Source organism: Stenotrophomonas maltophilia group sp. vghtpe118 (assembly GCF_052605195.1).
This window is the reverse complement of record NZ_CP199672.1, coordinates 2,682,488-2,707,500: the sequence shown is the minus strand read 5'-3', so window position 1 is coordinate 2,707,500 and position 25,013 is coordinate 2,682,488. Positions and strand designations below refer to the sequence as shown.

15 protein-coding genes and 2 rRNA genes (1 of these 17 cut by a window edge) are annotated in these 25,013 nt (G+C 66.2%); 11 read left to right on the top strand and 6 right to left on the bottom strand.

Features of this window, described 5'->3' with window-relative positions; translation table 11 throughout:
* Both ACUDTM_RS12360 and rrf read left to right on the top strand, forming a co-directional pair.
* A 23S ribosomal RNA gene (locus ACUDTM_RS12360) occupies nt 1–2,517 on the top strand; it begins 363 nt to the left of the window's first position.
* A 126-nt stretch (nt 2,518–2,643) separates the two neighbouring features.
* Nucleotides 2,644–2,758, top strand: a 5S ribosomal RNA gene (rrf, locus tag ACUDTM_RS12355).
* A gap of 365 nt (nt 2,759–3,123) precedes the next feature.
* Here the strand turns inward: rrf and ACUDTM_RS12350 are convergent.
* From ACUDTM_RS12350 to hemH, 3 genes are all read right to left on the bottom strand, one after another.
* Complete coding sequence (locus ACUDTM_RS12350) at nt 3,124–5,229, bottom strand: methyl-accepting chemotaxis protein (RefSeq protein WP_111008391.1); 2,106 nt, start codon at nt 5,227–5,229, stop codon at nt 3,124–3,126.
* A 290-nt stretch (nt 5,230–5,519) separates the two neighbouring features.
* Nucleotides 5,520–6,374 carry an alpha/beta fold hydrolase gene (locus ACUDTM_RS12345; RefSeq protein WP_065177800.1) on the bottom strand — a complete coding sequence of 285 codons (855 nt, stop codon included), beginning with the start codon at nt 6,372–6,374 and terminating at the stop codon, nt 5,520–5,522.
* The gene (hemH, locus tag ACUDTM_RS12340; protein ID WP_065177801.1) at nt 6,371–7,333 is read right to left on the bottom strand and encodes a ferrochelatase; all 963 of its coding nucleotides are present in this window, start codon (nt 7,331–7,333) and stop codon (nt 6,371–6,373) included. The genes ACUDTM_RS12345 and hemH overlap by 4 nt, the downstream gene beginning before the upstream one ends.
* Before the next feature lie 165 nt (nt 7,334–7,498).
* Between hemH and ACUDTM_RS12335 the strand changes: the two genes are divergently transcribed.
* The 4 genes from ACUDTM_RS12335 (at nt 7,499) to tatC (ending at nt 9,918) form a co-directional block, all read left to right on the top strand.
* A complete protein-coding gene (locus ACUDTM_RS12335) occupies nt 7,499–8,392 on the top strand; it encodes a lipid-binding SYLF domain-containing protein (RefSeq protein ID WP_061480672.1) in 894 nt (297 codons plus the stop codon).
* Nucleotides 8,393–8,467: 75 nt separating this feature from the next.
* Nucleotides 8,468–8,695 carry a Sec-independent protein translocase subunit TatA gene (gene tatA / locus ACUDTM_RS12330; RefSeq protein ID WP_005420453.1) on the top strand — a complete coding sequence of 76 codons (228 nt, stop codon included), beginning with the start codon at nt 8,468–8,470 and terminating at the stop codon, nt 8,693–8,695.
* A 15-nt stretch (nt 8,696–8,710) separates the two neighbouring features.
* The gene (gene tatB, locus ACUDTM_RS12325) at nt 8,711–9,172 is read left to right on the top strand and encodes a Sec-independent protein translocase protein TatB (RefSeq protein ID WP_072168854.1); all 462 of its coding nucleotides are present in this window, start codon (nt 8,711–8,713) and stop codon (nt 9,170–9,172) included.
* Complete coding sequence (gene tatC / locus ACUDTM_RS12320; protein ID WP_005420449.1) at nt 9,169–9,918, top strand: twin-arginine translocase subunit TatC; 750 nt, start codon at nt 9,169–9,171, stop codon at nt 9,916–9,918. Before tatB ends, tatC begins: the two co-directional genes overlap by 4 nt.
* A 76-nt stretch (nt 9,919–9,994) precedes the next feature.
* Here tatC and ACUDTM_RS12315 read toward each other — a convergent pair whose 3' ends face one another.
* Genes ACUDTM_RS12315 through ACUDTM_RS12305 form a run of 3 tightly spaced genes read right to left on the bottom strand, consistent with a single transcriptional unit; the run spans nt 9,995 to nt 13,509 of the window.
* Entirely contained in the window at nt 9,995–10,906 is a 912-nt protein-coding gene (locus tag ACUDTM_RS12315; protein WP_072168855.1) for a BPSS1780 family membrane protein, read from the bottom strand.
* Nucleotides 10,907–10,955: 49 nt separating this feature from the next.
* On the bottom strand, nt 10,956–11,702 hold the full coding sequence (locus ACUDTM_RS12310) for a glutamine amidotransferase (RefSeq protein ID WP_072168856.1): 747 nt from the start codon (nt 11,700–11,702) through the stop codon (nt 10,956–10,958).
* Nucleotides 11,674–13,509, bottom strand: a complete 1,836-nt coding sequence (locus ACUDTM_RS12305; protein WP_111008389.1) for a GspE/PulE family protein — start codon at nt 13,507–13,509, stop codon at nt 11,674–11,676. Before ACUDTM_RS12305 ends, ACUDTM_RS12310 begins: the two co-directional genes overlap by 29 nt.
* Before the next feature lie 83 nt (nt 13,510–13,592).
* On the opposite strand from ACUDTM_RS12305, the gene glyQ reads away from it, so the two are divergent.
* The 5 genes from glyQ to ACUDTM_RS12280 all read left to right on the top strand — a co-directional run bounded on the left by glyQ (nt 13,593) and on the right by ACUDTM_RS12280 (nt 24,889).
* Nucleotides 13,593–14,504, top strand: a complete 912-nt coding sequence (glyQ, locus tag ACUDTM_RS12300; protein ID WP_049412007.1) for a glycine--tRNA ligase subunit alpha — start codon at nt 13,593–13,595, stop codon at nt 14,502–14,504.
* An 87-nt stretch (nt 14,505–14,591) separates the two neighbouring features.
* Nucleotides 14,592–16,667, top strand: a complete 2,076-nt coding sequence (glyS, locus tag ACUDTM_RS12295) for a glycine--tRNA ligase subunit beta (protein WP_088496642.1) — start codon at nt 14,592–14,594, stop codon at nt 16,665–16,667.
* A 244-nt stretch (nt 16,668–16,911) separates the two neighbouring features.
* The gene (locus tag ACUDTM_RS12290) at nt 16,912–18,708 is read left to right on the top strand and encodes an autotransporter assembly complex protein TamA (RefSeq protein ID WP_032954656.1); all 1,797 of its coding nucleotides are present in this window, start codon (nt 16,912–16,914) and stop codon (nt 18,706–18,708) included.
* Complete coding sequence (locus ACUDTM_RS12285) at nt 18,705–22,562, top strand: translocation/assembly module TamB domain-containing protein (RefSeq protein WP_334271661.1); 3,858 nt, start codon at nt 18,705–18,707, stop codon at nt 22,560–22,562. Before ACUDTM_RS12290 ends, ACUDTM_RS12285 begins: the two co-directional genes overlap by 4 nt.
* 179 nt (nt 22,563–22,741) lie before the next feature.
* Nucleotides 22,742–24,889, top strand: coding sequence for a S46 family peptidase (locus ACUDTM_RS12280; protein ID WP_353080493.1), 2,148 nt, complete (start codon nt 22,742–22,744; stop codon nt 24,887–24,889).
* Nucleotides 24,890–25,013 lie beyond the last annotated feature (124 nt).

Below are 25,013 nucleotides of genomic sequence, written 5' to 3'. Positions count from 1 at the left end.
CGGGGCACGTGAAACCCTGTCTGAACATGGGGGGACCATCCTCCAAGGCTAAATACTACTGACCGACCGATAGTGAACCAGTACCGTGAGGGAAAGGCGAAAAGAACCCCGGAGAGGGGAGTGAAATAGAACCTGAAACCGTGTGCGTACAAGCAGTAGGAGCTCCGCAAGGAGTGACTGCGTACCTTTTGTATAATGGGTCAGCGACTTACTGTTCGTGGCAAGCTTAACCGTATAGGGGAGGCGAAGGGAAACCGAGTCTGATAAGGGCGCATAGTCGCGGGCAGTAGACCCGAAACCGGGTGATCTAGTCATGCCCAGGGTGAAGGTGCGGTAACACGCACTGGAGGCCCGAACCCACTCCCGTTGCAAAGGTAGGGGATGAGGTGTGATTAGGAGTGAAAAGCTAATCGAACCCGGAGATAGCTGGTTCTCCTCGAAAGCTATTTAGGTAGCGCCTCATATGTATCCTCTCGGGGGTAGAGCACTGTTATGGCTAGGGGGTCATCGCGACTTACCAAACCATTGCAAACTCCGAATACCGAGACGGACTGTATGGGAGACACACGGCGGGTGCTAACGTCCGTCGTGAAAAGGGAAACAACCCAGACCCACAGCTAAGGTCCCAAATTTTGTGCTAAGTGGAAAACCATGTGGAAAGGCACAGACAGCCAGGAGGTTGGCTTAGAAGCAGCCACCCTTTAAAGAAAGCGTAATAGCTCACTGGTCGAGTCGGTCTGCGGGGAAGATTTAACGGGGCTAAGCACAGAACCGAAGCTTGGGGTGCATAACTTTGTTATGCGCGGTAGAGGAGCGTTCCGTAAGCCGTTGAAGGTGGATTGAGAAGTCTGCTGGAGGTATCGGAAGTGCGAATGCTGACATGAGTAACGATAATGCGGGTGAAAAACCCGCACGCCGAAAGCCCAAGGTTTCCTTGCGCAACGTTAATCGGCGCAGGGTGAGTCGGCCCCTAAGGCGAGGACGAAAGTCGTAGTCGATGGGAAGCAGGTTAATATTCCTGCACCTCGCGTAAGTGCGATGGAGGGACGGAGAAGGTTAGGTGTACCAGGCGTTGGTTGTCCTGGGGAAAGGCGGTAGGTTTGGATCTTTGGCAAATCCGGGATCCTCTAAGACCGAGCACCGAGACGAGCCTTTATGGCAAAGTCACTGATACCACGCTTCCAGGAAAAGCTCCTAAGCTTCAGCTTACGCAGACCGTACCGTAAACCGACACAGGTGGGTAGGATGAGAATTCTCAGGCGCTTGAGAGAACTCGGGTGAAGGAACTAGGCAACATGGCACCGTAACTTCGGGAGAAGGTGCACCCTTTTTGGTGGCTCGTGCGAGCTATAGCTGAAGAGGGTCGCAGTAACCAGGCCGCTGCGACTGTTTATCAAAAACACAGCACTCTGCAAACACGAAAGTGGACGTATAGGGTGTGACGCCTGCCCGGTGCTGGAAGGTTAATTGATGGGGTCAGCCGCAAGGCGAAGCTCTTGATCGAAGCCCCAGTAAACGGCGGCCGTAACTATAACGGTCCTAAGGTAGCGAAATTCCTTGTCGGGTAAGTTCCGACCTGCACGAATGGCGTAACGACAGCGGCGCTGTCTCCACCCGAGACTCAGTGAAATTGAAATCGCTGTGAAGATGCAGCGTTCCCGTGGCAAGACGGAAAGACCCCGTGAACCTTTACTATAGCTTTACACTGAACGTTGAGTTCGTCTGTGTAGGATAGGTGGGAGGCTATGAAACCATGGCGCTAGCTGTGGTGGAGCCATCCTTGAAATACCACCCTGTCGTGCTTGACGTTCTAACCTGGGCCCATTATCTGGGTCGGGGACCGTGTATGGTGGGTAGTTTGACTGGGGCGGTCTCCTCCTAAAGAGTAACGGAGGAGCTCGAAGGTACGCTCAGCGCGGTCGGACATCGCGCACTGTGTGCAAAGGCATAAGCGTGCTTGACTGCAAGATCGACGGATCAAGCAGGTAGGAAACTAGGACTTAGTGATCCGGTGGTTCTGTATGGAAGGGCCATCGCTCAACGGATAAAAGGTACTCCGGGGATAACAGGCTGATACCGCCCAAGAGTTCATATCGACGGCGGTGTTTGGCACCTCGATGTCGGCTCATCACATCCTGGGGCTGTAGTCGGTCCCAAGGGTATGGCTGTTCGCCATTTAAAGTGGTACGCGAGCTGGGTTCAGAACGTCGTGAGACAGTTCGGTCCCTATCTGCCATGGGCGTTGGAGATTTGAGAGGGGCTGCTCCTAGTACGAGAGGACCGGAGTGGACGAACCTCTGGTGTTCCGGTTGTCACGCCAGTGGCATTGCCGGGTAGCTATGTTCGGAAGCGATAACCGCTGAAAGCATCTAAGCGGGAAGCGCGCCTCAAGATGAGATCTCCCGGGGCACAAGCCCCCTGAAGGAACCATGTAGACTACGTGGTTGATAGGTCAGGTGTGTAAGTACAGCAATGTATTGAGCTAACTGATACTAATGATCCGTGCGGCTTGACCATATAACCTCAAGTTGCCTTGGCTTTACGACAACGTCGTAAGAGCATCCAAGTGCACGCTACGTCACAAGAACTATGCGAGGCTGGCGCCTTGTCCCACAGGGACGAGTGCGACGCTCCAAAAGCCTCCCTGGTGAAATTAGCGCTGTGGAACCACCCGATCCCATCCCGAACTCGGAAGTGAAACGCAGCTGCGCCGATGGTAGTGTGGCTCAAGCCATGCGAGAGTAGGTCATCGCCAGGGTTTATACCCAAAACCCCGCTGCTGGCGCAGTGGGGTTTTTCTTTGTGCGCAGGAAACGTGGGTAGTGCCGACCGCTGGCCGGCAACCCGATGGCGTTACATCGCCCGGTGGATCCACGCCATGCGTGGATGCCGTCCACGAGGAAGCATTGCGCCAACCAAGGTTGGCCGCTACCAATCGATTGCCGGCCAGCGGCCGGCACTACCGGTAGATCCACGCCGTGTGTGGATGCGGCGCCAAACAGGGCTGGCCGCTCCTCACGGCAGATCCGGAAGCGGACTTTTCCTGACCCATCACGCAGAAGCAGGCAAAAAAACGGCGCCCTGCGGGCGCCGTCTTGACCAGGATCGCATTGCAGGCCCGGATCAGGCGGCCCGCGGGACCTCGTGCGGTTCCTGCTGGCGGAACACCGATACCGCCTCGGTAAGCGTCCCCGCCTGCGACTGCAGCTCGCGTGCGGCCGCGGTGGCTTCTTCCACCAGCGCCGCGTTCTGCTGCGTGGCCTGGTCCATCTGCACCACGGTCTGGTTGATCTGCTCGATGCCGGTCGACTGCTCCTGCGACGCTGCGGAAATTTCGCGCATCAGGTGGCTGACATCCTCCACGCCGCCGGCAATGCCCTGCATCCGCTTGCCGGCGTCGGCCACCAGCTGGGCACCTTCGCCCACCTGCCGGCCTGCCTCATCGATCAGCTTTTTGATTTCCTGTGCGGCGGCGGCGGAGCGCTGCGCCAACACGCGCACCTCGCTGGCCACCACGGCGAAGCCACGGCCCTGTTCACCGGCACGCGCGGCTTCCACCGCCGCATTGAGCGCGAGGATATTGGTCTGGAAGGCGATCCCGTCGATCACGCCGGTGATGTCGCCGATCCGCTTCGAGGCGCCTTCAATCGCCTGCATGGTGTCGACAACCCGCTGCATCGCGGTGTTGCCATCACTGGCGGCGCTCTGCGTGGACGCAGCCAGCTCACTGGCCTCGCGCGCATGCGCAGCATTCTGGCGCACGGTGGCGGTCAGCTCCTCCATCGAGGCAGCGGTTTCCTGCAGGTGCGCCGCCTGGCGCTCGCTGCGCTCGGACAGCGCACCATTGCCTGCAGCGATCTCGCTGGCGGCGGTACTGATCGAGGCTGCGCACTGCTGGATGCGCCCCACCATGCGCGCCAGCTGGCCGGCGGTGGCGTTGGCATCGCGCTGGATCGCGGCGAAGGCGCCGTGGTACTCACCGCGCATGCGCCGATCGAGATCGCCGTTGGCCAGCGCCGAAAGCATCTGTCGTACTTCATCGACGGTGCTGCCCAGCGTATCGAGCAGCTGGTTGATGCCACCGGTCAGGCCATCGAGGAAGCTGGCGCCTTCGGTTGCCTGCAGGCGCTGGCCCAGATCGCCGGCAGCGGCAGCAGCGACGATGCCGGCCACGGCGTTCTCAAGCGCCAGCTCCTGGGTACGGTCATGCCATTCCACGGCGAAGCCGAGGCGCATGCCCTGTGCATCGAACACCGGGGTGACCACCTGGGCGAAGTGCACCGGGCCGATCTGTACCTTGCCGTTGTGGCTGGTCTGCAGGCCATTGAGGATGGCGCGGATGCGGTCCGGGTTGGCATGGAAGCGATGGATGCTGCTGCCGACCAGGCGTTCGGCATCGAAGTCAGGGAAGGCCTGGCGCAGTGTCGCCTGCTGGTTGCGCAGCAGAGCCACCACCGAGCGGTTCACATAGCGGATCACGTGATCGTTGTCGGCGATCATCATCGCAGTGCGCGAGGCATCCAGCGCCTGGCGGATCTGCGCATTCTCGGCATGCGCCGCCGCCTCGAGTCCACGCTGGGTCTGCACGTGGCGTGCAGTGTCGGCCAGGGCGTGGGCGAGTGAACCCGGTGCATAGGCGCTGGTGTCGGCATGTGCACCAAGATCGGCACCGGTGGCAATGTCGCGTGCCAGCGCGGCAAGCCGACGCGGGCCGTGGCCAAGGGCCTCGGTCTGCTGCCGAAGGCGCAGTGCGACCTGGCCGAGGAACAAGGTCAGGCCCGCGAACATGCTGGCCTGCAGCAGCGTTGGCCACAGCGCGGCACCGTCCTGCAACGGCGCCAGCAGCGCGAGCGTGCCGATGCCACCGGCCAGCCATACCGGCAGGCGATCACGATGGCTCAACAGCACGCCCAGCAGCAGTGCAATCGGCAACGCCGGTGACAGGCCCGTGATCGCGCACAGCCCTGCCAGCTGCAGCGACAACAACAGCGCCAGGCCATTGCGGGTGACGCAATGGCCGGCCTTGGGACCGGCCAGCCATATGGCAGGCAGCACAGCGGCCGCAACCAGCGAGGCGGTCAGGGCATGAGGCCCGCGCAGGGCCAGCATCAGGCCGGCCACCGCCAGTGCCGCACTGCCGATCAGCAATCGGCGGTCAGCGCGGTGGGCGAGCTGCTGCAGATGCGGCAGGCGGGCGGTATCGGGGGGACGAGTGGATGCAGCGGACATCGGCGACTCCTGGATCAGCAGACGGCTACGGCCACACGGTGGCGCACGCACGAGTGCGTGGCCAGGGCATGGACCGGGAATTCGGGGAATGCGACGCAATCAACGTCGCGCAGACGGGGCGCCGTGACCACATCCTGTGGGTGACGGAGCAATGGAGCGGGCATGCGGACTTCCTTGCAGGACCAGACACACGCCGCAGGCCCGACCGGGCCCACGTGCTGCGGACGCAGTGGCCCGCAACCGATGTATCGGCCGCAACTGCGCAGAATGAAGTGCGCGGACGCTGCGACTCAGCCGGCGTTGTCGTTGCCGAGGAAGCGCAGGATCACCCCGGCGATGCGTGCCGGGTCTTCCATATGCAGGTGGTGGTTGCCGGGAAACACGGCCAGCCGTCCATCACGCAGGTGCTGCAGGCGATCACTGCGCATCGGCTCGGGATAGTAGGACTGCGCCGGCGTGGCATAGATCACCTGCGTCGGGCAGGCGATGGCCTGCAGCAGGTTGTCGATCTGGCCTTCGCTGAGGCGGATCGCGGTGGGCAGCATCAGGCGCGGGTCGCTGCACCAGCGGTAGCCACCTTCGACCGGTTCCACGCCGCGCTCGACCAGCAGCCGTGCGCAGGGTTCGCTGAGCTGGTTGGTCATCATCCGCGCGCGGATCGGCGCTGCCAGATCGGGAAACACGCGCAGCTGCTTGCGTGCCAACGCCCGCGTGGCGTTCACATGCTCGCGCAGGCGATGCGCCGTTTCTTCCTCGGGACCGCGCAGGCCGCCGAGTGCTTCGATCGCCACCAGCCGATCAACACGGTCGCTGACCGAGGCGGTAAGGCTGGCAATGCCGGCACCCATTGAATGGCCGAGCAGGCTGAATCGGTCCCAGCCCAGCGCGTCGGCGACATCGAGTACGTGGCAGATCGCGGCGGCCGTGGTGTAGCTGGCACCCGCCGGCAGGTGTGCGCTGTGACCGTGGCCGGGCAGATCGATGGCAACCAGCTGCAACGCCGACAGGTGCGGCGCCAGCGGCACGAAGCTGGCGGCGTTGTCGAGCCAGCCATGCAGGGCCAGCACGCGTGGGCCGCCGCCGTGGTTGCGCAGGCCGGCGACGCGTGCGCCCCCGACCTGGAGTTCAAACGGTTGCAGGCTCATGCCAGCGAGGACACGGCCAGCCGTGCCAGGGCGCGTGCATGCTCCGGCTCGGCGTTGAGGCAGGGGATGTAGCGCATCGTCGCACCGCGCTCGGCCAGTGTTTCGGTGAAGCCCAGCGCAACCTCTTCCAGCGTCTCCAGGCAGTCGGTGGCAAATCCGGGGCAGACCACGTCGATCTGCTTCACGCCGGACTCGGCCAGCGCCCACAGGCTGGGCTCGGCATACGGCTGCAACCAGCGCTCGCGGCCGAAGCGCGACTGGTAACCCATCTGCCAGTCGTCCTTGCCCAGGCCCAGTGCATTGGCGATGGCCTGCGCACTGGCCTCGCAGCGCTGCGGATACGGGTCGCCCGCGTCGGCCAGGCGCTGCGGGATACCATGGAAGGAAAACATCAGTTTCTGACCGCGACCGTGCTGTTCCCAGTAGCGGCGGATCGATCCGGCTACGGCCTCGACCCAGCCGGGATCGACCGAGTAATCCCGCACCAGGCTCACGGTCACGCCCGGGTTGCGGCGCTGCCACGCATCGACCCGGTCTTCGACCGAGGCGGTGGTGGTGGTGGAGTACTGCGGGTACAGCGGCAGCACCACGATCCGGCGCGCGCCGTCGGCGGCCAGACGGTCGAGCTCGCCGGCCAGCGCCGGTTCGCCGTAACGCATCGCATGGCGCACCGTCAGGGTCGGCAGCAGGGCCTGCATGGCCTGCGCCAGCTGGCGCGTATGCACCATCAGCGGTGAGCCGTCGGGCAGCCAGACCTGGGCATACTTGGCCGCCGACCGGCCACTTCGCAGCGGCAGGATCAGCCCGCGCAGCAGCGGCTGCCAGAGCAGTGCCGGAATCGCGACCACGCGCGGGTCGGACAGGAATTCGGCCAGGTAACGGCGTACGGCGGGGGCCGTCGGCGTCTCGGGCGTGCCTAGGTTGACCGCCAGCACGGCGGTATCGGGTGCGTCGAGCATGGGCGATATTGTCGCCTATCCGGCGCCGCACCGGGATGCAGGGTTCGGATTGCAGGCATAGCGCGCATCAATGCGGGCAGGGAACGCTCATTGGGGATTCATGGCAACACCACTAATTTCAGTCACTTGCTATATCTTCCTATGGACTGACTTCTGGAGCCTGCCATGCGTCGCCCGATCCAAGCCCTGCTGATCGCCGCCAGCCTGCTGTCCAGCCAGGCCATGGCCGGACCGCAGGAAGACCAGCGCGCCCGCAACGCCGTGCGCGTGCTGGCTGAAATCCAGGAAATTCCTGAACAGGGCATTCCGGATAAATTGCTCGACGAAGGCCGCGCGGTCATCGTCATTCCCGACACGATCAAGGCCGGTCTAGTCATTGGCGGTCGCCGTGGCCACGGCCTGATGTCGGTGCGCATGCCCAATGGCGCATGGTCCAACCCGGTGTTCGTGAAGCTCACCGGTGGCAGCATCGGCTTCCAGGCCGGCGTGCAATCTTCGGATGTGGTGCTGGTGTTCCGCAACGACCGCAGCCTGGACAATCTGGTCAACGGCAAGTTCACGCTCGGCGCCGATGCCGGCGTTGCCGCCGGTCCGGTCGGCCGCAATGCCGCCGCCGCCACCGACGGCCAGCTGAAGGCCGAGATCTGGTCCTGGTCGCGTGCCCGTGGGCTGTTCGCGGGCGTCGCGCTGGATGGTGCGGTGCTGCAGATCGACGATGCCGCCAACCTTGACGCCTACGGCAGCAACACCACGCCGCGCATGATCTTCGAAGGTCGCGCCGCCGGTGCGCCGTCGATGGACGTGGTCGCCTTCCGTGATCGTCTGGAAGAGGCCACCTACGCCGCCCGCAACAACCGCAACGGCAACGGTGGCAGTGCACCGCGTCCGGCGGCGACCCCGGCGGTTGCGCCGGCGCCTGTTCAGGCCGCGCCGGCCGCCCCAACCGAAGCCACCACCGCGCCGCTGCAGAACGTGCCGCAGAACCCGCCGCCGCAGCAGCAGGGCTTCCAGCCGGTCAACGACGGCGAAATCCGCACGGAAACGCTGGGCGGAAACTGACTTTCGTCACGCGCGCCGGCTGACACCCGGTGCGCTATGCTCGACAGCCTGATCACTAACGTAACGAGCGTCTTTATGGGCAGTTTCAGCATCTGGCATTGGTTGGTCGTGCTGGCCATCGTCCTGCTGGTGTTCGGCACCAAGCGCCTGACCAGTGGCGCCAAGGACCTCGGCTCGGCGGTCAAGGAATTCAAGAAGGGCATGCGCGACGAAGACAAGCCGAACGCGCAGCTGGGCGATGAGTCGCGTAGCCAGGACGCCTCGCGCACCGCGCAGGACGAGCACGACCGTAACGCTCGCTGATCCGGAGCGGTTGCGGTGTTCGATATCGGCTTCAGCGAACTGCTGGTGATCGCGGTGGTCGCCCTGGTGGTGCTCGGTCCCGAGCGCCTGCCCAAGGCGGCCCGCTTCGCCGGCCTGTGGGTGCGCCGTGCCCGCAATCAGTGGGATTCGGTGAAACAGGAACTGGAGCGCGAACTGCAGGCCGAGGACATCAAGCGGCAGATGCAGGACGTGCGCCAAGGCATGCAGGACACCGAGAACCAGCTGCGCGCCAGCGGTGAAGCGATCCGTCGCGAAGCGCAACAGGCGCAGCAGCAGGGCGATACGCTGGCGCAGGAGGTTCGCGCACCGGCGCCTGCGGATCTGCCGCCGCATATGAGCGCTGCGCCCGATGCCGATGCGCCGGCACAGGAGAGCGTTGCTCCCGAGCCGACGCCGGCGACACCCCCTGAAGCCGGTGCGCCGCCGCCGCAGAGCAGCCCGGAGCGCCAGCCATGAGTGAACAGGATTTCGGCGAAAGCTCGCTGGTCGAACATCTGGTGGAGCTGCGCGGCCGCCTGGTGCGCGCATTGCTGGGCCTGGGCGTGGTGCTGCTGGCGCTGCTGCCATTTACCCAGAAGCTGTACAACGCGCTGGCCGAACCGCTGGTCTCGCAGCTGCCCAACGGGCAGACGATGATCGCGACCAATCCGGCCGGTGCCTTCTTCGCGCCATTGAAGCTGACCTTCTTCGTGGCCCTGTTCGTGGCGGTGCCGTGGCTGCTGTACCAGCTGTGGGCCTTCGTCGCCCCGGGGCTTTACGCGCGTGAGAAGCGCCTGGCGGTGCCGCTGCTGGTGTCTTCGGTACTGCTGTTCTACACCGGCTGTGCCTTCGCCTACTTCCTGGTGCTGCCGGCGGTGTTCCATTTCCTGACCACCTTCAGCCCGGACGTGATCGCGATCACCCCGGATGCGAATGCCTACCTGGATTTCGTGCTGGCGATCTTCTTCGCCTTCGGTGGCAGTTTCGAACTGCCGGTGGCGATGGTGATCCTGGTCCTGCTGGGCTGGGTGACGCCGCAGCAGTTCAAGGAAGGACGTGGTTACGCGATCGTCGGCATCTTCGTGCTGGCGGCGGTGCTGACCCCGCCGGACGTGGTTTCGCAGCTGATGCTGGCGATCCCGATGTGCCTGCTCTACGAGCTGGGCATCCACGCCGCACGCTGGCTGGTGCCATCGTCGGCGGTGAAGAAACCCGCCGCCTAAAAAAGGGGACGGAGGGGATTAAGTCGTTATCGGCACAGTGGCACAAACGACTTAATCCCCTCCGTCCCCTTTTTCGTCAGGCGTGGAAGATGTCGCTTGAGGCCGGGGTGGTCGGGACCGGCGGTGCTGCGCGGCTGCCACGGTGCACGAACATCTGCTTCCACGCGGCGTAGACCGCGCCGACATACAGCGGCATCAGCACCGTGGTCAGCACCAGCTGGGCGATGAAGGCGGCGGCCAGCGGGCCTCCGATCAGCATCGCGATCTGGATCACGATCACGAACAGGATGTAGATGCAGAACGCGGCGATCAGGCCGAGCACGGCGAACACGATCATCGCGCCGATGTTCTCGATGCAGCCCTGCAGGCTCAGGCGCAGCGCGTGCATGCCGCTCTGCTTGTCGAACACCACCAGCGCCGGCTGGGTGAACATCGCCAGCGAGAGCGCCACCGCGCTCAGGAACACCAGCAGCATCCACAGTGCGATGCGCTTGGCCGGCAGGTTGGCGACCAGCGCCGCGGCATCGTCCGGCTTGATCTGCTGGCCACTGCGGCTGATCTCTTCCATCTTGGTCATGACCTCGCTGAAGGCGGTGAAGCCTTCGCGGCCGATCATCATGAACAGCAACGCGCCCAGCAGCAGCACCGCCAGCACCTGGATCGCCAGCGGCACCAGCAGGTGGCTGACACGGTGGTCGCGGATCGGCTGCAGCAGGTGCGAGGACAGGCCCGGGCGGCCTTCGTCGATCTCACCCACGGCGTAGAGCATGCCGCCGAACATGATCGGCGAGATGGCCAGGGTCATCAGCTGCACGGCCATGCCGGCGGCGCCGGGAATCAGCGTCGACAACAGGGTGACCACCCAGCTCACCAGCAGCCAGGCCAGGCCGATCCTGGCCAGCTGCAGCGGCGCACGCCGATACAGCGAGAACGTATCCAGCAACCACTGGGCGCCCGCCGAGGCCGGCAGCTTGCGAATCTCTTTCATGGACATCCGGGAAGGACAGGAGGGGACGGGCGGTTGCCCGTGCCGCTGATTATCCCTGTTTTGCCGCCGGCTGGGCTGAAGACAGCCGCGCCTGTCGGACGAAGCGGCGCAGCAGCTGGCGGGCCAGCGGTGCGGCGCTGACTGCGCGCTCGATGCTGCGCGCACAGCCGCCGTGGCGGCCGATGCAGTCGGCGCGGGCGCGCACGTAGCCGCGCATGTGGTGGGTGGCGAATTCGGGGTGGAACTGCACGCCCCAGGCCTGGCGCCCCCAGCGGAACGCGTGGCAGCCATCCAGCGGCGAGCGTGCCAGCACCTCGGCACCGTCGGGCGCGCGCAGCACGGTCTGCAGGTGGGTGGCGTGGGCGGCAAAGTGCTGCGGCAGGCCCTGGAACAGCGGATCCTGTGCCGCCTGTGGCTGCAGCTCCAGCTCGATCGTGCCGGACTCGCGCCCGGCCGGGTTGTAGGCCACCTCACCGCCCAGCGCATGCGCCAGCAGCTGGTGGCCGTAGCAGATGCCGAACACCGGCAGGCCGGCGTGGACGGTCTGGCGCAGCCACGCCGCGCTGCGCTCGCTCCAGTCGGCGTGGTCAGTAACGAAGGCGGCCGAGCCGGTCACCAGTACGCCGGCAAAACCGTGCGGATCGGGCAGGGCGCCACCGTGTTCGACATCGACCACCACCGTCTCGTGCTCTTCCAGCCCGGCGGCGACGCGGATCCAGTGCGGAAAGCGCCCGTAGCGGCGCAGCGACGGTACCGGGCGGCCGGTTTCAAGGATCAGGAAGGGGGCTGGGTTCATCCGGGGGCGGCAGCACTGACAGGACTTCCTCGATTGTAGTCAGCCCCTGCGCCACCTTTTCAAGCCCGGCCTGGCGCAGGGTTCGCAGCCCTTCAGCGCGCGCGGCACGGGTGAAACCGGCCAGATCCATGTCGGCGCGGATCTGCCCGCGCAGCCGCGAGCCCAATGGCAGCAACTCATACAGGCCGATGCGGCCGAGGAATCCGGTGCGCCGGCACTCCAGGCAACCGACCGGACGACAGGGCGTGGCGGCATCTGGATATGCAGCCTGGCTATCAGCGAGCACCGCCCAGTCGGCAGCAGCAAGGGTGTGCGGCTGCTTGCAGTGCGGGCACAGGGTACGCACCAGGCGCTGGGCGAGGATGCCGTTGAGGGTGCTGGCCAGCAGGTAGTGCGGCACGCCCAGGTCGAGCAGGCGGGTGACCGCCGACGGTGCATCGTTGGTGTGCAGGGTGGACAGCACCAGATGGCCGGTCAGCGACGCCTGCACCGCCATCTGCGCGGTCTCCAGATCGCGGATCTCGCCGATCATGATGATGTCCGGGTCCTGCCGCAGCAGGGTGCGCACGCCGCTGGCGAAGTCCAGGTCGATGTTGGCCTGCACCTGCATCTGGTTGAACTCGGGGGCGATCATCTCGATCGGGTCCTCCACCGTGCACACGTTCACGTCCGGCGTGGCCAGCCGCTTCAGCGTGGAATACAGGGTGGTGGTCTTGCCCGAGCCGGTCGGGCCGGTGACCAGCACGATGCCGTGCGGGCGCTCGACCAGGGCATTCCAGCCAGCGGCCTCCTGCGGGCTGAAACCGAGCTGGTCGATGCTCTTGAAGGCGGCATCGGGGTCGAAGATGCGCATCACGCACTTCTCGCCGAACGCGGTGGGCATGGTCGACAGGCGCATCTCGACCTCGCGGCCACCCGGCGAGCGGGTCTTGATGCGGCCGTCCTGCGGGCGCCGGCGCTCGGCCAGGTCCATTCGGCCGAGTACCTTGATGCGGCTGACCACCGCGGTCATCACCGCCGGCGGCACCTCGAACACCTTGTGCAGCACGCCGTCGATGCGGAAGCGCATGCGTCCCATCTCGCGGCGCGGTTCCAGGTGGATGTCCGAGGCGCGCTGCTCATAGGCGTACTGCAGCAGCCAGTCGACGATGTGCACGATGTGCTGGTCGTCGGCATTGACGTCGCCGGTGCGGCCCAGCTCGACCAGCTGCTCGAAGCTGGGCAAGGTGGTGTTGGCCTCGCCGCGGACGTCGCCGCGCGCGCCACGCACCGAACGGGTCACCCCGTAGAACTCCATGGTGTAGCGGTGCAGGTCGAGCGGATTGACCACCGCCAGCTCGATGCGGCGGCGGGTCAGGTGCTGCAGGTCGCGGCGCCATTCCTGCACCAGCGGCTCGCTGGTGGCCACCAGTACCCGTTCGGCATCCACTGCCAGCGGCAGGAAGCGGTGGCGACGGGCATAGGCGTGGGAGACCAGCGCGGTGACCGCAGCGACGTCGACCCGGGTCGGATCGATGCGCAGGTAGCGGCTGCCGGTGCGTTGGGCCAGCCATTCGGTCAGGCGTTCCAGGGTCAGTTCGCCGCCGTCGCGGGTGGCCAGCTTGAGGTTGGACAGCAGCACCAGCGGGTGCACTTCACTGGCATTGCGCGCGCCCTGTGCGGAAAACCGCATGCGCTCGCGGTCCTGCTCGGCCACCAGGTCATCGGCGACCAGAGCCGCGGCAATCTGCTCGAAATGCAGCCGTCCCCAGGGCAGCGGGACGCCGCCCGCCTCGCCGGGCGTGCCTGCCGGCAGCCGATGTTCCATCTGCCTGCTCCTCCCGGGTACGGAATGCCCCGCAGGTCGGCCGTTATACTAGCGCACCCCCTTGCCGGCCAAGACTCGTACGCATGTCCGCGACCCCGACCGTTCCGATCACCTTCCAGGGCCTGATCCAGACCCTGAACCAGTTCTGGGCCCAGCAGGGCTGCGTGCTCATCCAGCCGCTCGACCTGGAGGTGGGCGCCGGTACCTTCCACCCGGCCACCTTCCTGCGTGCGATCGGTCCGGAAAGCTGGAATGCGGCCTACGTGCAGCCGTCGCGGCGCCCGACCGATGGCCGTTACGGTGAGAACCCGAACCGCCTGCAGCGCTACTACCAGTACCAGGTGGCGATGAAGCCGGCGCCGGACAACATCCAGCAGCTGTACCTGGATTCGCTGAAGGCACTGGGCATCGATCCGCTGGTGCACGACCTGCGCTTCGTCGAGGACAACTGGGAATCGCCGACGCTGGGCGCGTGGGGCCTGGGCTGGGAAGTCTGGCTCAACGGCATGGAAGTGACCCAGTTCACCTACTTCCAGCAGGCCGGTGGCCTGGAATGCCGCCCGGTGCTGGGCGAGATCACCTATGGTCTCGAGCGCCTGTGCATGTACCTGCAGAACTGCGACAACGTCTATGACCTGGTCTGGACCTACGGCCCGGACGGCCAGCCGGTGACCTACGGCGACGTCTACCACCAGAACGAGGTGGAGCAGAGCACCTACAACTTCGAATACGCCGACGTGGACGAAATGTTCCACCGCTTCGATGCCTGCGAGCGTGAAGCGCAGAAGCTGGTGGAAGTGGGCCTGCCGCTGCCGGCCTACGAGCAGGTGATGAAGGCCAGCCACACCTTCAACCTGCTCGATGCGCGCCGCGCGATCAGCGTGACCGAGCGCCAGCGCTACATCCTGCGCGTGCGCGCGCTGGCCCAGGCGGTGGCCAAGGCGTATTACGAGCAGCGCGAGAAGCTGGGCTTCCCGGGTGCGAAGAAGGCCTGACCGCCTTCCTGCACCGTCGCGCTTTTCATCAACTACCCGGGGCGCCGGACGCGTTGCGCGCTGCGCCCCCACCACAGGATCGAACCGATGAGCCAATTGTCCCCCCTGCTGATCGAACTGGGCACCGAGGAGCTGCCGGTCAAGGCGCTGCCGGGCCTGGCCCAGGCGTTCTTCGACGGTGTTGTCGAAGGCCTGCGCAAGCGTGGCGTCGCGCTGGAGCTGGGCGATGCCCGCCCGCTGTCGACCCCGCGCCGGCTGGCCGTGCTGCTGCCGGGCGTCGGCCTGGAACAGCCGGAACAGCACAGCGAAGTGCTGGGCCCGTACCTGAACATCGCGCTGGATGCCGAAGGCCAGCCGACCAAGGCCCTGCAGGGCTTCGCCGCCAAGGCCGGGATCGACTGGACTGCGCTGGAGAAGACCACCGACAACAAGGGTGAGCGCTTCGTGCACCGCGCGGTGACCCCGGGCGCGAGCACCGCCAGCCTGTTGCCGGACATCCTGCGCGAGGCGATCGCGGCGATGCCGATTCCCAAGCCGATGCGCTGGGGCGACCACGCCTGGGGCTTCGCCCGCCCGGCGCATTGGCTGGTGCTGCTGCACGGCGCCAACGTGGTCGAGGCCGAACTGTTCGGCCTGCAGGCCGGCCGCGCCAGCCGTGGCCATCGTTTCCACCACGACCAGGTCGTGTCGCTGGCGCAGCCGCAGGACTACGTTGAAGCGCTGCGCGCCGCGTTCGTGCTGGTCGACCCGAGCGAGCGCCGCGCGCGCATCGTCACCGAGGTCGAGGCCGCTGCAGCCGGGGCCGGTGGCAGCGCCCGCATCACTGAAGACAACCTGGAGCAGGTGGTGAACCTGGTCGAATGGCCGTCGGCGGTGCTGTGCAGCTTCGAACGCGCCTTCCTGGCAGTGCCGCAGGAAGCACTGATCGAAACGATGGAGATCAACCAGAAGTTCTTCCCGGTGCTGGATGCCGCCGGCACGCTGACCGAGAAGTTCATCGGCATTGCCAACATCGAATCGAAGGACGTGGCCGAAGTGGCCAAGGGCTACGAGCGGGTGATCCGCCCGCGCTTCGCCGATGCCAAGTTCTTCTTCGACGAGGACCTGAAGCAGGGCCTGGTGTCGATGGGCGACGGCCTGAAGACGGTGACCTACCAGGCCAAGCTGGGCAGCGTGGCCGACAAGGTGGCGCGCGTGGCCGCACTGGCCGAAGTGATCGCAGCCCAGGTCGGTGCCGATCCGGCGCAGGCCAGGCGGGCTGCCGAGCTGGCCAAGAACGACCTGCAGTCGCGCATGGTCAACGAATTCCCGGAATTGCAGGGCATCGCCGGCCGCCACTACGCCGTCGCCGGTGGTGAATCGGCCGACGTAGCACTGGCCATCGACGAGGCCTACCAGCCACGCTTCGGTGGTGACGACATCGCGCTGTCGCCGCTGGGCAAGGTGCTGGCCATCGCCGAACGCGTGGATACGCTGGCCGGTGGTTTCGCTGCAGGCCTGAAGCCGACCGGCAACAAGGATCCGTTCGCGCTGCGCCGCAATGCGCTGGGCCTGGCCCGCACGATCATCGAAAGCGGCTTCGAACTGGACCTGCGCGCGCTGATGGCCAGCGCCAATGCCGGCCTGGCCGCGCGCAACGTGCAGGCCGATATCGGCGAGCTGTACGACTTCATCCTCGACCGCCTGAAGGGCTACTACGGCGACAAGGGCGTGCCGGCCACGCACTTCAACGCGGTGGCCGAGTTGAAGCCGGCCTCGCTGTACGACTTCGATCGCCGCCTGGATGCGATCGGCACCTTCGCCGCGTTGCCGGAGGCAGAGGCGCTGGCCGCGGCCAACAAGCGCATCCGCAACATCCTGCGCAAGGCCGAGGGCGAGATTCCGGCGCAGATCGACGCGGCACTGCTGCAGGAAGATGCCGAGCGCGCGCTGGCCGAAGCGGTGACCGCCGCCATCGATGACACCGGCGCCAGCCTGCACCAGAAGGATTATGTGGCGGTGCTGGCACGCCTGGCGCGCCTGCGTCCGCAGGTCGACGCGTTCTTCGATGGCGTGATGGTCAACGCGGAAGATCCGGCACTGCGTGGCAACCGCCTGGCGCTGCTGACGATGCTGGGCGAGCGCCTGGGCAAGGTGGCGGCGATCGAGCATCTGTCGAGCTGACGCCCGTATCGGTAGTGCCGGCCGCTGGCCGGCATTGCCCCCGATCTGTGGGGTGCCGGCCAGCGGCCGGCACTACCGGAACATCGCCGGCGTTGTCTATCGGGGTCATTGCCGACATCGTGGACGATGCCGGCATCCTGATTGGTCGGTTGCGACAATCGACACTTTGCGGTGTATTTTGACCGCCACTTAACAACCGATCCGCAATGACGTGATGCATTTCGCATCGTCACCTCCGGTCGGTATGCTGTGCCGCATGCAGCCAAAGAAATACGCCCTGCCGCTGATGGTCCTGTCGCTGGCCGCCACTTCCGTGGTCCATGCGCGCGGCACCATCGACAAGGTGGACATCAAGGGATTGGACAAGGGCGACGACGCCGCAATCATCGAGAACATCCAGGAATCGCTGTCGCTGTACGACACGATCGGCAAGGAGCAGGGCGAATCGCGCCTGGAGTACCTGCTGTCGCAGGCCGAGCGGCAGACCCGCCAGGCGCTGGAGCCGTTCGGCTACTACAACCCGGTGATCAAGGTCGAGGCGCCGCGTGAGGACGAGCACGTGCGCGTGCTGATCCACGTCGACAAGGGCGCCCCGGTGACCGTGCGCCGCGAGCACATCGACATCACCGGCCCGGCGATGTACGACCAGTACCTGCAGGACGACCTGGCCGCCTTCAAGCCGCGCAAGGGCCAGCGCTTCGAGCACACCCAGTACGAAGCCAGCAAGATCACCATCACCCGGCGCCTGGCCGAGCGTGGCTACTTCGATGCCGACTACACCCAGCGCCAGGTGCAGATCACCCGCGCCGACAACGCCGCCGACATCGACCTGACCTGGGACAGCGGCCGCCGCTACAACATGGGCCCGGTGCGCTTCGAGCAGGATTACTTCGTCGACAAGCTGTTCGATCCACTGGTGTACTGGGACCAGGGCAGCTACTACCACGAGGGCAAGCTGGACCGGCTGCGCGAGTCGCTGACCAAGCTGGACTACTTCAGCGTGATCGACATCCAGCCGCGCCCGGACCAGGCCGATGAAAACGGCGAAGTGCCGGTGGACGTGAAGCTGACCCGGGCCAAGCGCACCATCTACACCGCAGGCCTGAGCTACGGCAGCGAGAGCGGCCCGGGTGTGCGCGGTGGCATCGAGCGGCGGTTCCTGAACAACCGCGGCCACAAGATGAACACGCAGCTGGACTATGCGCAGAAGCGCAAGAGCCTGGTCACCAGTTACCGCATTCCGGCCTTCAACTGGCTTGATGGCTGGTACACCTTCGCCGCCAGCGCGTACGACGAGCAGACCGACTACATCGACCTGCGCAACTTCAAGCTGATCGCCAGCCGCAGCGGCGAGATCAACGAGCACTGGACCGCGATCGCCTCGATCAACGCGCTGCGCGAGCGCTGGCGCTATGCCTCCGGCACCGAATTCACCGACGCCGTCTACAACACCTCGACGCTGGTGTACCCGCAGATGGTTGCCGACTACGTCAACGTCGACGACGAGATGTTCCCGCGCAAGGGCATCAGCGGCGCGGCGACGGTGCGTGCCGGCGTGGAAGGCGCCGGCTCGGATACCAGCTTCGTGCAGGCCAATGCCGTGTTGCGCTGGTACATCCCGGTGGGTGAAAGCAATCGCCTGATCCTGCGCGGCGAGGGCGGCACCACCTGGACCAGCGATCTGGTGGCGATGCCGCCGAGCCTGCGCTATTTCGCCGGTGGTGACCGCAGCATCCGCGGCTACGCCTACCGTGAGGTCGGCCCGCGTACGCCGAAGCCGGACAAGTACGCGCTGGGTGCCAAGAACCTGGTGATCGGCTCGGCCGAGTACGAGCACTACTTCAACGGTGGCCCCTGGGGTGCGGCGGTGTTCGTCGATACCGGCAGTGCCTTCGACAACACCATCGACCTGCATACCGGCGTCGGCTTCGGCGTGCGCTGGAAATCGCCGGTGGGCCCGGTGCGCATCGACGTGGCGCACGGCCTGAACAACCCGGATTCGCAGTTCCAGCTGTACCTGAACATCGGAGCGGACCTGTGAGCACGCCCGCACCGACCCCGAACACCCCGCCGCCACGCGTGCGTTTCTATCGCCGTCGCCGCTTCTGGGCATGGTCCGGCGCCGGCGTGATCGGCCTGGTGCTGCTGGCCCTGCTGGCGGTGTACTGGCTGCTGCAGACCGTGGCCGGACGTGACGTACTGCTGGCCCAGGTGGTGGCGCGGCTGCCGGTGGGTGCCAGCTTCACCTGGGACAAGGTGGAGGGTCCGGTGGCCGGACCGCTGACCCTGTACAACGTCGACTTCCGCTATGACGACATCCATTTCCACGCCGAGCGTGCGCACCTGGAGCCAGACCTGCGCCCGCTGCTGGGCCGCAAGCTGCTGCTGGACAAGCTGGAGCTGACCAACGCGACGTTGAACCTGGCCAAGAGCGATGAGCCGTTCAAGCTGCCGTCCTGGCCCGATTCCCTGCCGCAGATCGAGATGCCGCTGGCGATCCAGGCCGATGCCATCGCCATCGATGGCTTCCGCATCAGCCAGGCCAACGAACCGGTGATCGACATCAGCCGCGTGCGCGGCGGCATCGAGATCGCCAACGGCGAGTTCCAGGCGCACAAGCTGGTGGTCGACAGTGACATGGGCAACTTCACTGCCCAAGGCCATTACATCCCGGCCAAGGACTACGACACCGACGTGACGGTGACGGCGGTGTTGCCGGCACCGCGTGGGCGCACGGCCGCTACCGTTGGCCTGGTCGCCCGCGGTGACCTGTCGCACATGGAAGTGGCGGTGGCCGGGCGTGCACCGAAGCCGCTGCACGCGATGCTGGTGTTCGATGGCCGCACCGACCCGACGTGGAATGCCAGCGTGCGCAGCGACGAGCTGGATCTGGCGCTGCTGTCGCCGGCATTGGCGAGCTCGGCGATCACGCCGTTGTCGCTGGATTTCACTGCTGCTGGCAAGGGCGGCAATGCCACCCTGCGTGGCAAGGTGAAGCAGGGCGAGCAGGAACTGGAACTGGCACCGTCCGTGGTGTCATTGCAGGACCAGGTGCTGAAGGTTTCGCCGCTGCTGCTGAAGGGTCTCGGTGGCGAAGCCCGCCTGGAGGGTACCGCCGATTTCAGCCAGGAAGACCAGCAGAAGCTCAACTTCTCGGTGGTCGCGCGTGACCTGACCTATGTACCGGCGCCTGATCCGAACACCGCCGGCAGCGCGCCGGTGCCGGTCACTCTGAAGGAAGCACGCTTCGGCCTGGCCGGTACCCTGAAGGCCTGGGCGGCGATCGGCCGCGCCGAGGTCGAACGCGAAAAGCAGAAGGCGCAGCTGCACTTCGATGTGCGTGGCAACGACCAGGCCGCGTCGATCCACCAGCTGCAGGCGCAGACGCCGGGTGGGCAGCTGCAGGTGGAAGGCCAGGTGGCGTGGGCGCCGCAGCTGGACTGGGACGCCAAGGCCACGCTGAAGGACTTCGACCCCGGCTATTTCGTGCCGGGCTGGAACGGCCGCCTGTCCGGCAACCTGGCCTCCAAGGGCCGCCAGCTGCCGCCGCCAGCAAACGCGCTGCCGGGCACCGCCGGCACGCTGGAAGCCACCGTCGACCTGCCGTCGCTGAAGGGCATCCTGCGCCAGCGCAATCTCGACGCACAGGGCAAGTTCGCGCTGCAGGGCGCGCAGGGCCAGGGCGACCTGAAGCTGTCGCTGGGCAGCAGCCGGGTGACCGCGTCGGGCAAGGTCGGCGACCGCCTCGACATCGACGCGCGTTTCGAACCGCTGCAGCTGAGCGATCTGCTGCCCGGCGCCGATGGCGGCCTGCGTGGACAGGTACAGGTGAAGGGCCCGCGCGATGCGCCGGACATCACCGCCGACCTGGTCGGCAACAACCTCGACTGGGATGGCTACGGCGCCGAGAGCGTGAGCATCAAGGGCCGCCTGCCGTGGCGCGGCGACAGCGGCACGCTGGCGGTGCAGGGCCAGCAGGTCAACGCGGGCATGCTGCTGGAGCGGCTGAACATCGACGCGCAGGGCAGTGTGTCCAACCTGCGCCTGGCTGCGCAGACCCGCAACGAGATGGGTGCGGTCGAGCTGCAGGGCAGCGTGCGCCAGCAGGGCACGCAGTGGCGTGGCGAGCTGGCGTCGCTGCGCATCGCACCGGTGAAGGGTGATGCCTGGGCGCTGCGTGCACCGGCGGCGTTCGCGATCAACGGCAGCACCTACACGCTGTCCGAAGCCTGCCTGGCCGCGGCCAGCAGCGGCGCGCTGTGCGCACAGGCCAACTGGCCGCGCGAAGGCCTGGTGGTGCGCAGCGACGCGCTGCCACTGGCGCTGGTGCAGCCGTGGTTGCCGCCGCAGTCCGGCCGGCGCATCTACCTTCGCGGCGATGTCAGCCTGGACGCGCAGATCCGCCCGCGCGGCAACGCTTGGGAAGGCCATGTGGAAGTGCGCTCGAAGGAAGGCGGCGTGCGCCTGGGCGAGAACCGCAACACTGTGGGCGATACCACCCGCGGCGAGCTGGTGCGCTATGACCAGTTCTCGCTGAAGCTCGACATGACCCCGGCCAGCATCAAGGGCTACCTGGGCATGGGCTTCCAGGGCAATGGCTTCGTCGACGCCAGGATGCAGACCGGCTGGGAAGCCAGTGCGCCGCTGAATGGTGAGCTCTACCTCAACATGTCGCGGCTGTACTGGCTGGAGCTGTTCTCGCCGGACATCGTGCGACCGACCGGCCTGATCGAAGGCCACGTCAGCCTGCGCGGGACGCGAGGCCAGCCGTCGCTGGGTGGCGACGCACAGCTGAGCAACTTCAAGGGTGAATTCCCGGCGCTCGGCCTGACCTTCGACCAGGGCAAGGGCAGCTTCGTGGCCCAGCCCGATGGTTCGGCAAAGATCACCGCGCAGGCCAACTCGGGCCAGGGCACGCTGTACGTGGACGGTGGCCTGTCGTGGTTCGGCGATGCGCAGCCGCTGCAGCTGAAGATCCATGGCGAGAACGTGCTGCTGTCCAACACCAGCGAACTGCGCATCGTCGCCAACCCCAACCTCGACTTCACCCTGGCCAAGGCGGCGATGGAGCTGCGCGGCACCGTGCACGTGCCCGAGGCCGACATCGACCTGGAACGCCTGGACCGCGGCACCTCGGTGTCCGAAGACGTGGTGGTGCTCGACCCGGCCGATCCGGAAGAGTCGCGCACCTCGCCGCTGGACATGGACCTGACCGTCAGCCTGGGCGACAAGGTCAAGATGACCGGCTTCGGCCTGAAGGGCGCGCTGACCGGCAAGATGCAGGTCTGGGCCAAGCCCGGCCGCGAAATGACCGCCAATGGCGGCCTGGAAGTGAGCGGCCGCTACAAGGCGTATGGTCAGGACCTGACCATCACCCGCGGCAACCTCAACTGGAACTACAACGCGGTGTCCGACCCACGCATCAACATCCGCGCCGAGCGCCGCATCGGTGATGTCACCGCCGGCATCGACGTGACCGGGCGTGCCCAGCAACCGCGTGCCGACGTGTGGTCCGATCCGGCGATGTCGCAGTCCGAGGCACTGGCCTATCTGGTGCTGGGACGCAGCCTGACCGGCGCCAGCAGCGACCAGGCGCAGCAGGTCAACGCGGCCTCGGCGGCGCTCTCGGCTGGCAGTGGCCTGCTCGCCTCGCAGCTGGGTGCCAAGCTGGGCCTGGATGATGCAGGCGTGAGTCAGTCGCGCGCGCTGGGTGGTTCGGTGATCGGCGTCGGCAAGTACATCTCGCCCAAGCTTTACGTGGGTTACGGCGTGTCGCTGGTGGGCGCCGGTTCGGTGATCACGCTGAAGTACCTGCTGCGCCGCGGGTTTGATGTGGAAGTGGAATCGAGCACGGTGGAAAACCGTGGTTCGATCAACTGGCGGCGGGAGAAGTAACCCGCCGTGGCATCCCTGTAGAGCCGAGCCATGCTCGGCTTCTGCGCGCAGCGCGGGTTGAAGGAAGAGCAGCCGAGCATGGGCTCGGCTCTCCCCGTCAGGTCCCCAACCATTGGCCGTTGCCCCATCCGGCCCCAGCGGCTATGGTCCCGGGCTGTTCTGTCGTACCGGATTGCCTCATGTCGCCACGCAAAGCCCTTCCCACCGCCCTGGCCCTGGGCCTGACCCTTGCCGCTGGTGCCCACGCCGATGAAGGCATGTGGATGCCGACCCAGCTGCCGGACCTGGACAAGCCGCTGCAGGCCGCTGGCTTCAAGGGCAATCCGGCCGACCTGGCCAACGTCACCGCGCCGCCGCTGAGCGCGGTGGTGCGCGCGGGCGGCGGCACCGGCTCGTTCGTGTCCAGCGACGGCCTGCTGCTGACCAATCACCACGTGGCGATGGGCGTGATCCAGTACAACAGCTCCCCAGAGCACGACCTGATCAACGGTGGCTTCATCGCCAGGGACCGTGCCGACGAGCGCCCGGCCAACCCGGACTTCCGCGTGCTGGTCACCGTCGGCTTCGACAAGGTGACCGACCAGGTGCTGGCGCAGGCCCGCGGCAAGACCGGCCGTGCCTACTTCGATGCCGTCGATGCGGCCAGCAAGCAGATCGTGGCCGAGTGCGAGAAGGATGGCAGCGTGCGCTGCTCGGTGGCCAACATGTACTACGGCACCGACTTCTACCGCATCGCCCAGCTGGAACTGAGCGACGTGCGCCTGGTGTACGCGCCGCCGCGTGCGATCGGCAACTATGGCGATGAGATCGACAATTTCATGTGGCCGCGCCACACCGGCGACTTCACCCTGCTGCGCGCCTATGTCGGCAAGGACGGCAAGCCGGCGCCCTACAGCAAGGACAACGTGCCCTACCAGGCGCCGGCACACCTGCAGATGTCGGTGGAGGGCCCGAAGGAGGGCGACTACGCGATGCTGGCCGGTTATCCGGGCATCACCTACCGCCACCGTACCGCGGCAGAATTCGCCGGCCAGATCGACACCGTGCTGCCGCGCCGCGTTTCGGTGTTCCAGCAGATGATCGACACCATCGAGGCGGCAACCGCCAAGGACGCGCAGGCACGTACCCGTTACGCTTCGCAGCTGCAGTCGCTGAAGAACAACCGCAAGCGCGCCGCCGGTGAGCTGGAAGGCCTGCTGCGCAGCGATGCCAAGGCCCAGCGTGCCGCCGACGAGACAGCCATGCTGGCCGCCACCGATCGCAGGTACCAAGGCGACATCAAGGCGCTGCTGGCCAACCTGTCACAGGGCGCGGCGGTGGGCGAGCGTGACCTGCTGCTGGACCAGATGGCCGCACAGAGCCAGTTGCTGCGCTCGGCGCTGCTGCTGGAGCGCCTGCGCATCGAATCGGCCAAACCGGACGCGCAGCGCGAGAGCGGTTACCAGCAGCGCGACCAGGCGATGATCGAAGGCGTGCTCAAGCAGGTCCAGCGCCGCTACGCACCGGAGGTCGAGAAGGCCCTGCTGACCACCCTGCTGACCCGTTACCAGCAGCTGCCGGACGCGCAGCGCGTGGCCGAGTTCGACGCCGCCTTCGGCCGTACCCCGCAGCAGCTGGCCAAGGCGCTGGACACCCTGTATGCGGGCACCCAGCTGGGTGACGAGGCGCAGCGCCTGTCGCGCTTCGCCGCCGCACGCGAAGGCAAGGCGCTGGCCGCCGATCCGCTGATCGCTGTGGCCGGCCCGCTGGTGGCCGCGCAGCTGCGCATCGAGAACGAGAGCAAGACCCGCGAAGGCGAGCAGCTGCGCCTGCGCCCGGCGTACATGCAGGCGCTGTTCGCCTGGCGTGCCAAGCAGGGCCGCGCCGTGTACCCGGATGCCAACCGCACCCTGCGCATCAGCTACGGCAAGGTCGAGGCGCTGCACCCGCGCGACGGCGTGACCTACTCGCCGGTGACCACCGTGGCCGGCATCGTCGAGAAGAACACCAACGCCTATCCGTTCGACGCACCCAAGCCGCTGCTGGCCGCGATCGCCAAAGGTGACTTCGGCAGCACCGCCGATCCGGCACTGAACACCCAGACGGTCAACTTCCTGACCAACCTGGACACCACCGGCGGCAACTCCGGCTCGCCGGTGCTCAATGCGAAGGGCGAACTGATCGGCCTGAACTTCGACAGCAACTGGGAGTCGGTCAGTGCCAGCTGGTGGTTCGACCCGCGCTACAAGCGCGCCGTGCACGTGGACATGCGCTACCTGCGCTGGCTGCTGGCCAAGGTCTACCCGGCGCCGGAACTGCTGAAGGAAATGGGCGTGCCGGCCCAGTAAGAAGCCGGCCACGACCCACGGTCGTGGCCCGCACCGCGTAGGCCCCCACCTGGGTGGGGGTGGTTGCCCCCAACGCGCCCGCACCCCCGGCCACGCCTGGCCTACACTGCGGGTTCTTCCCACG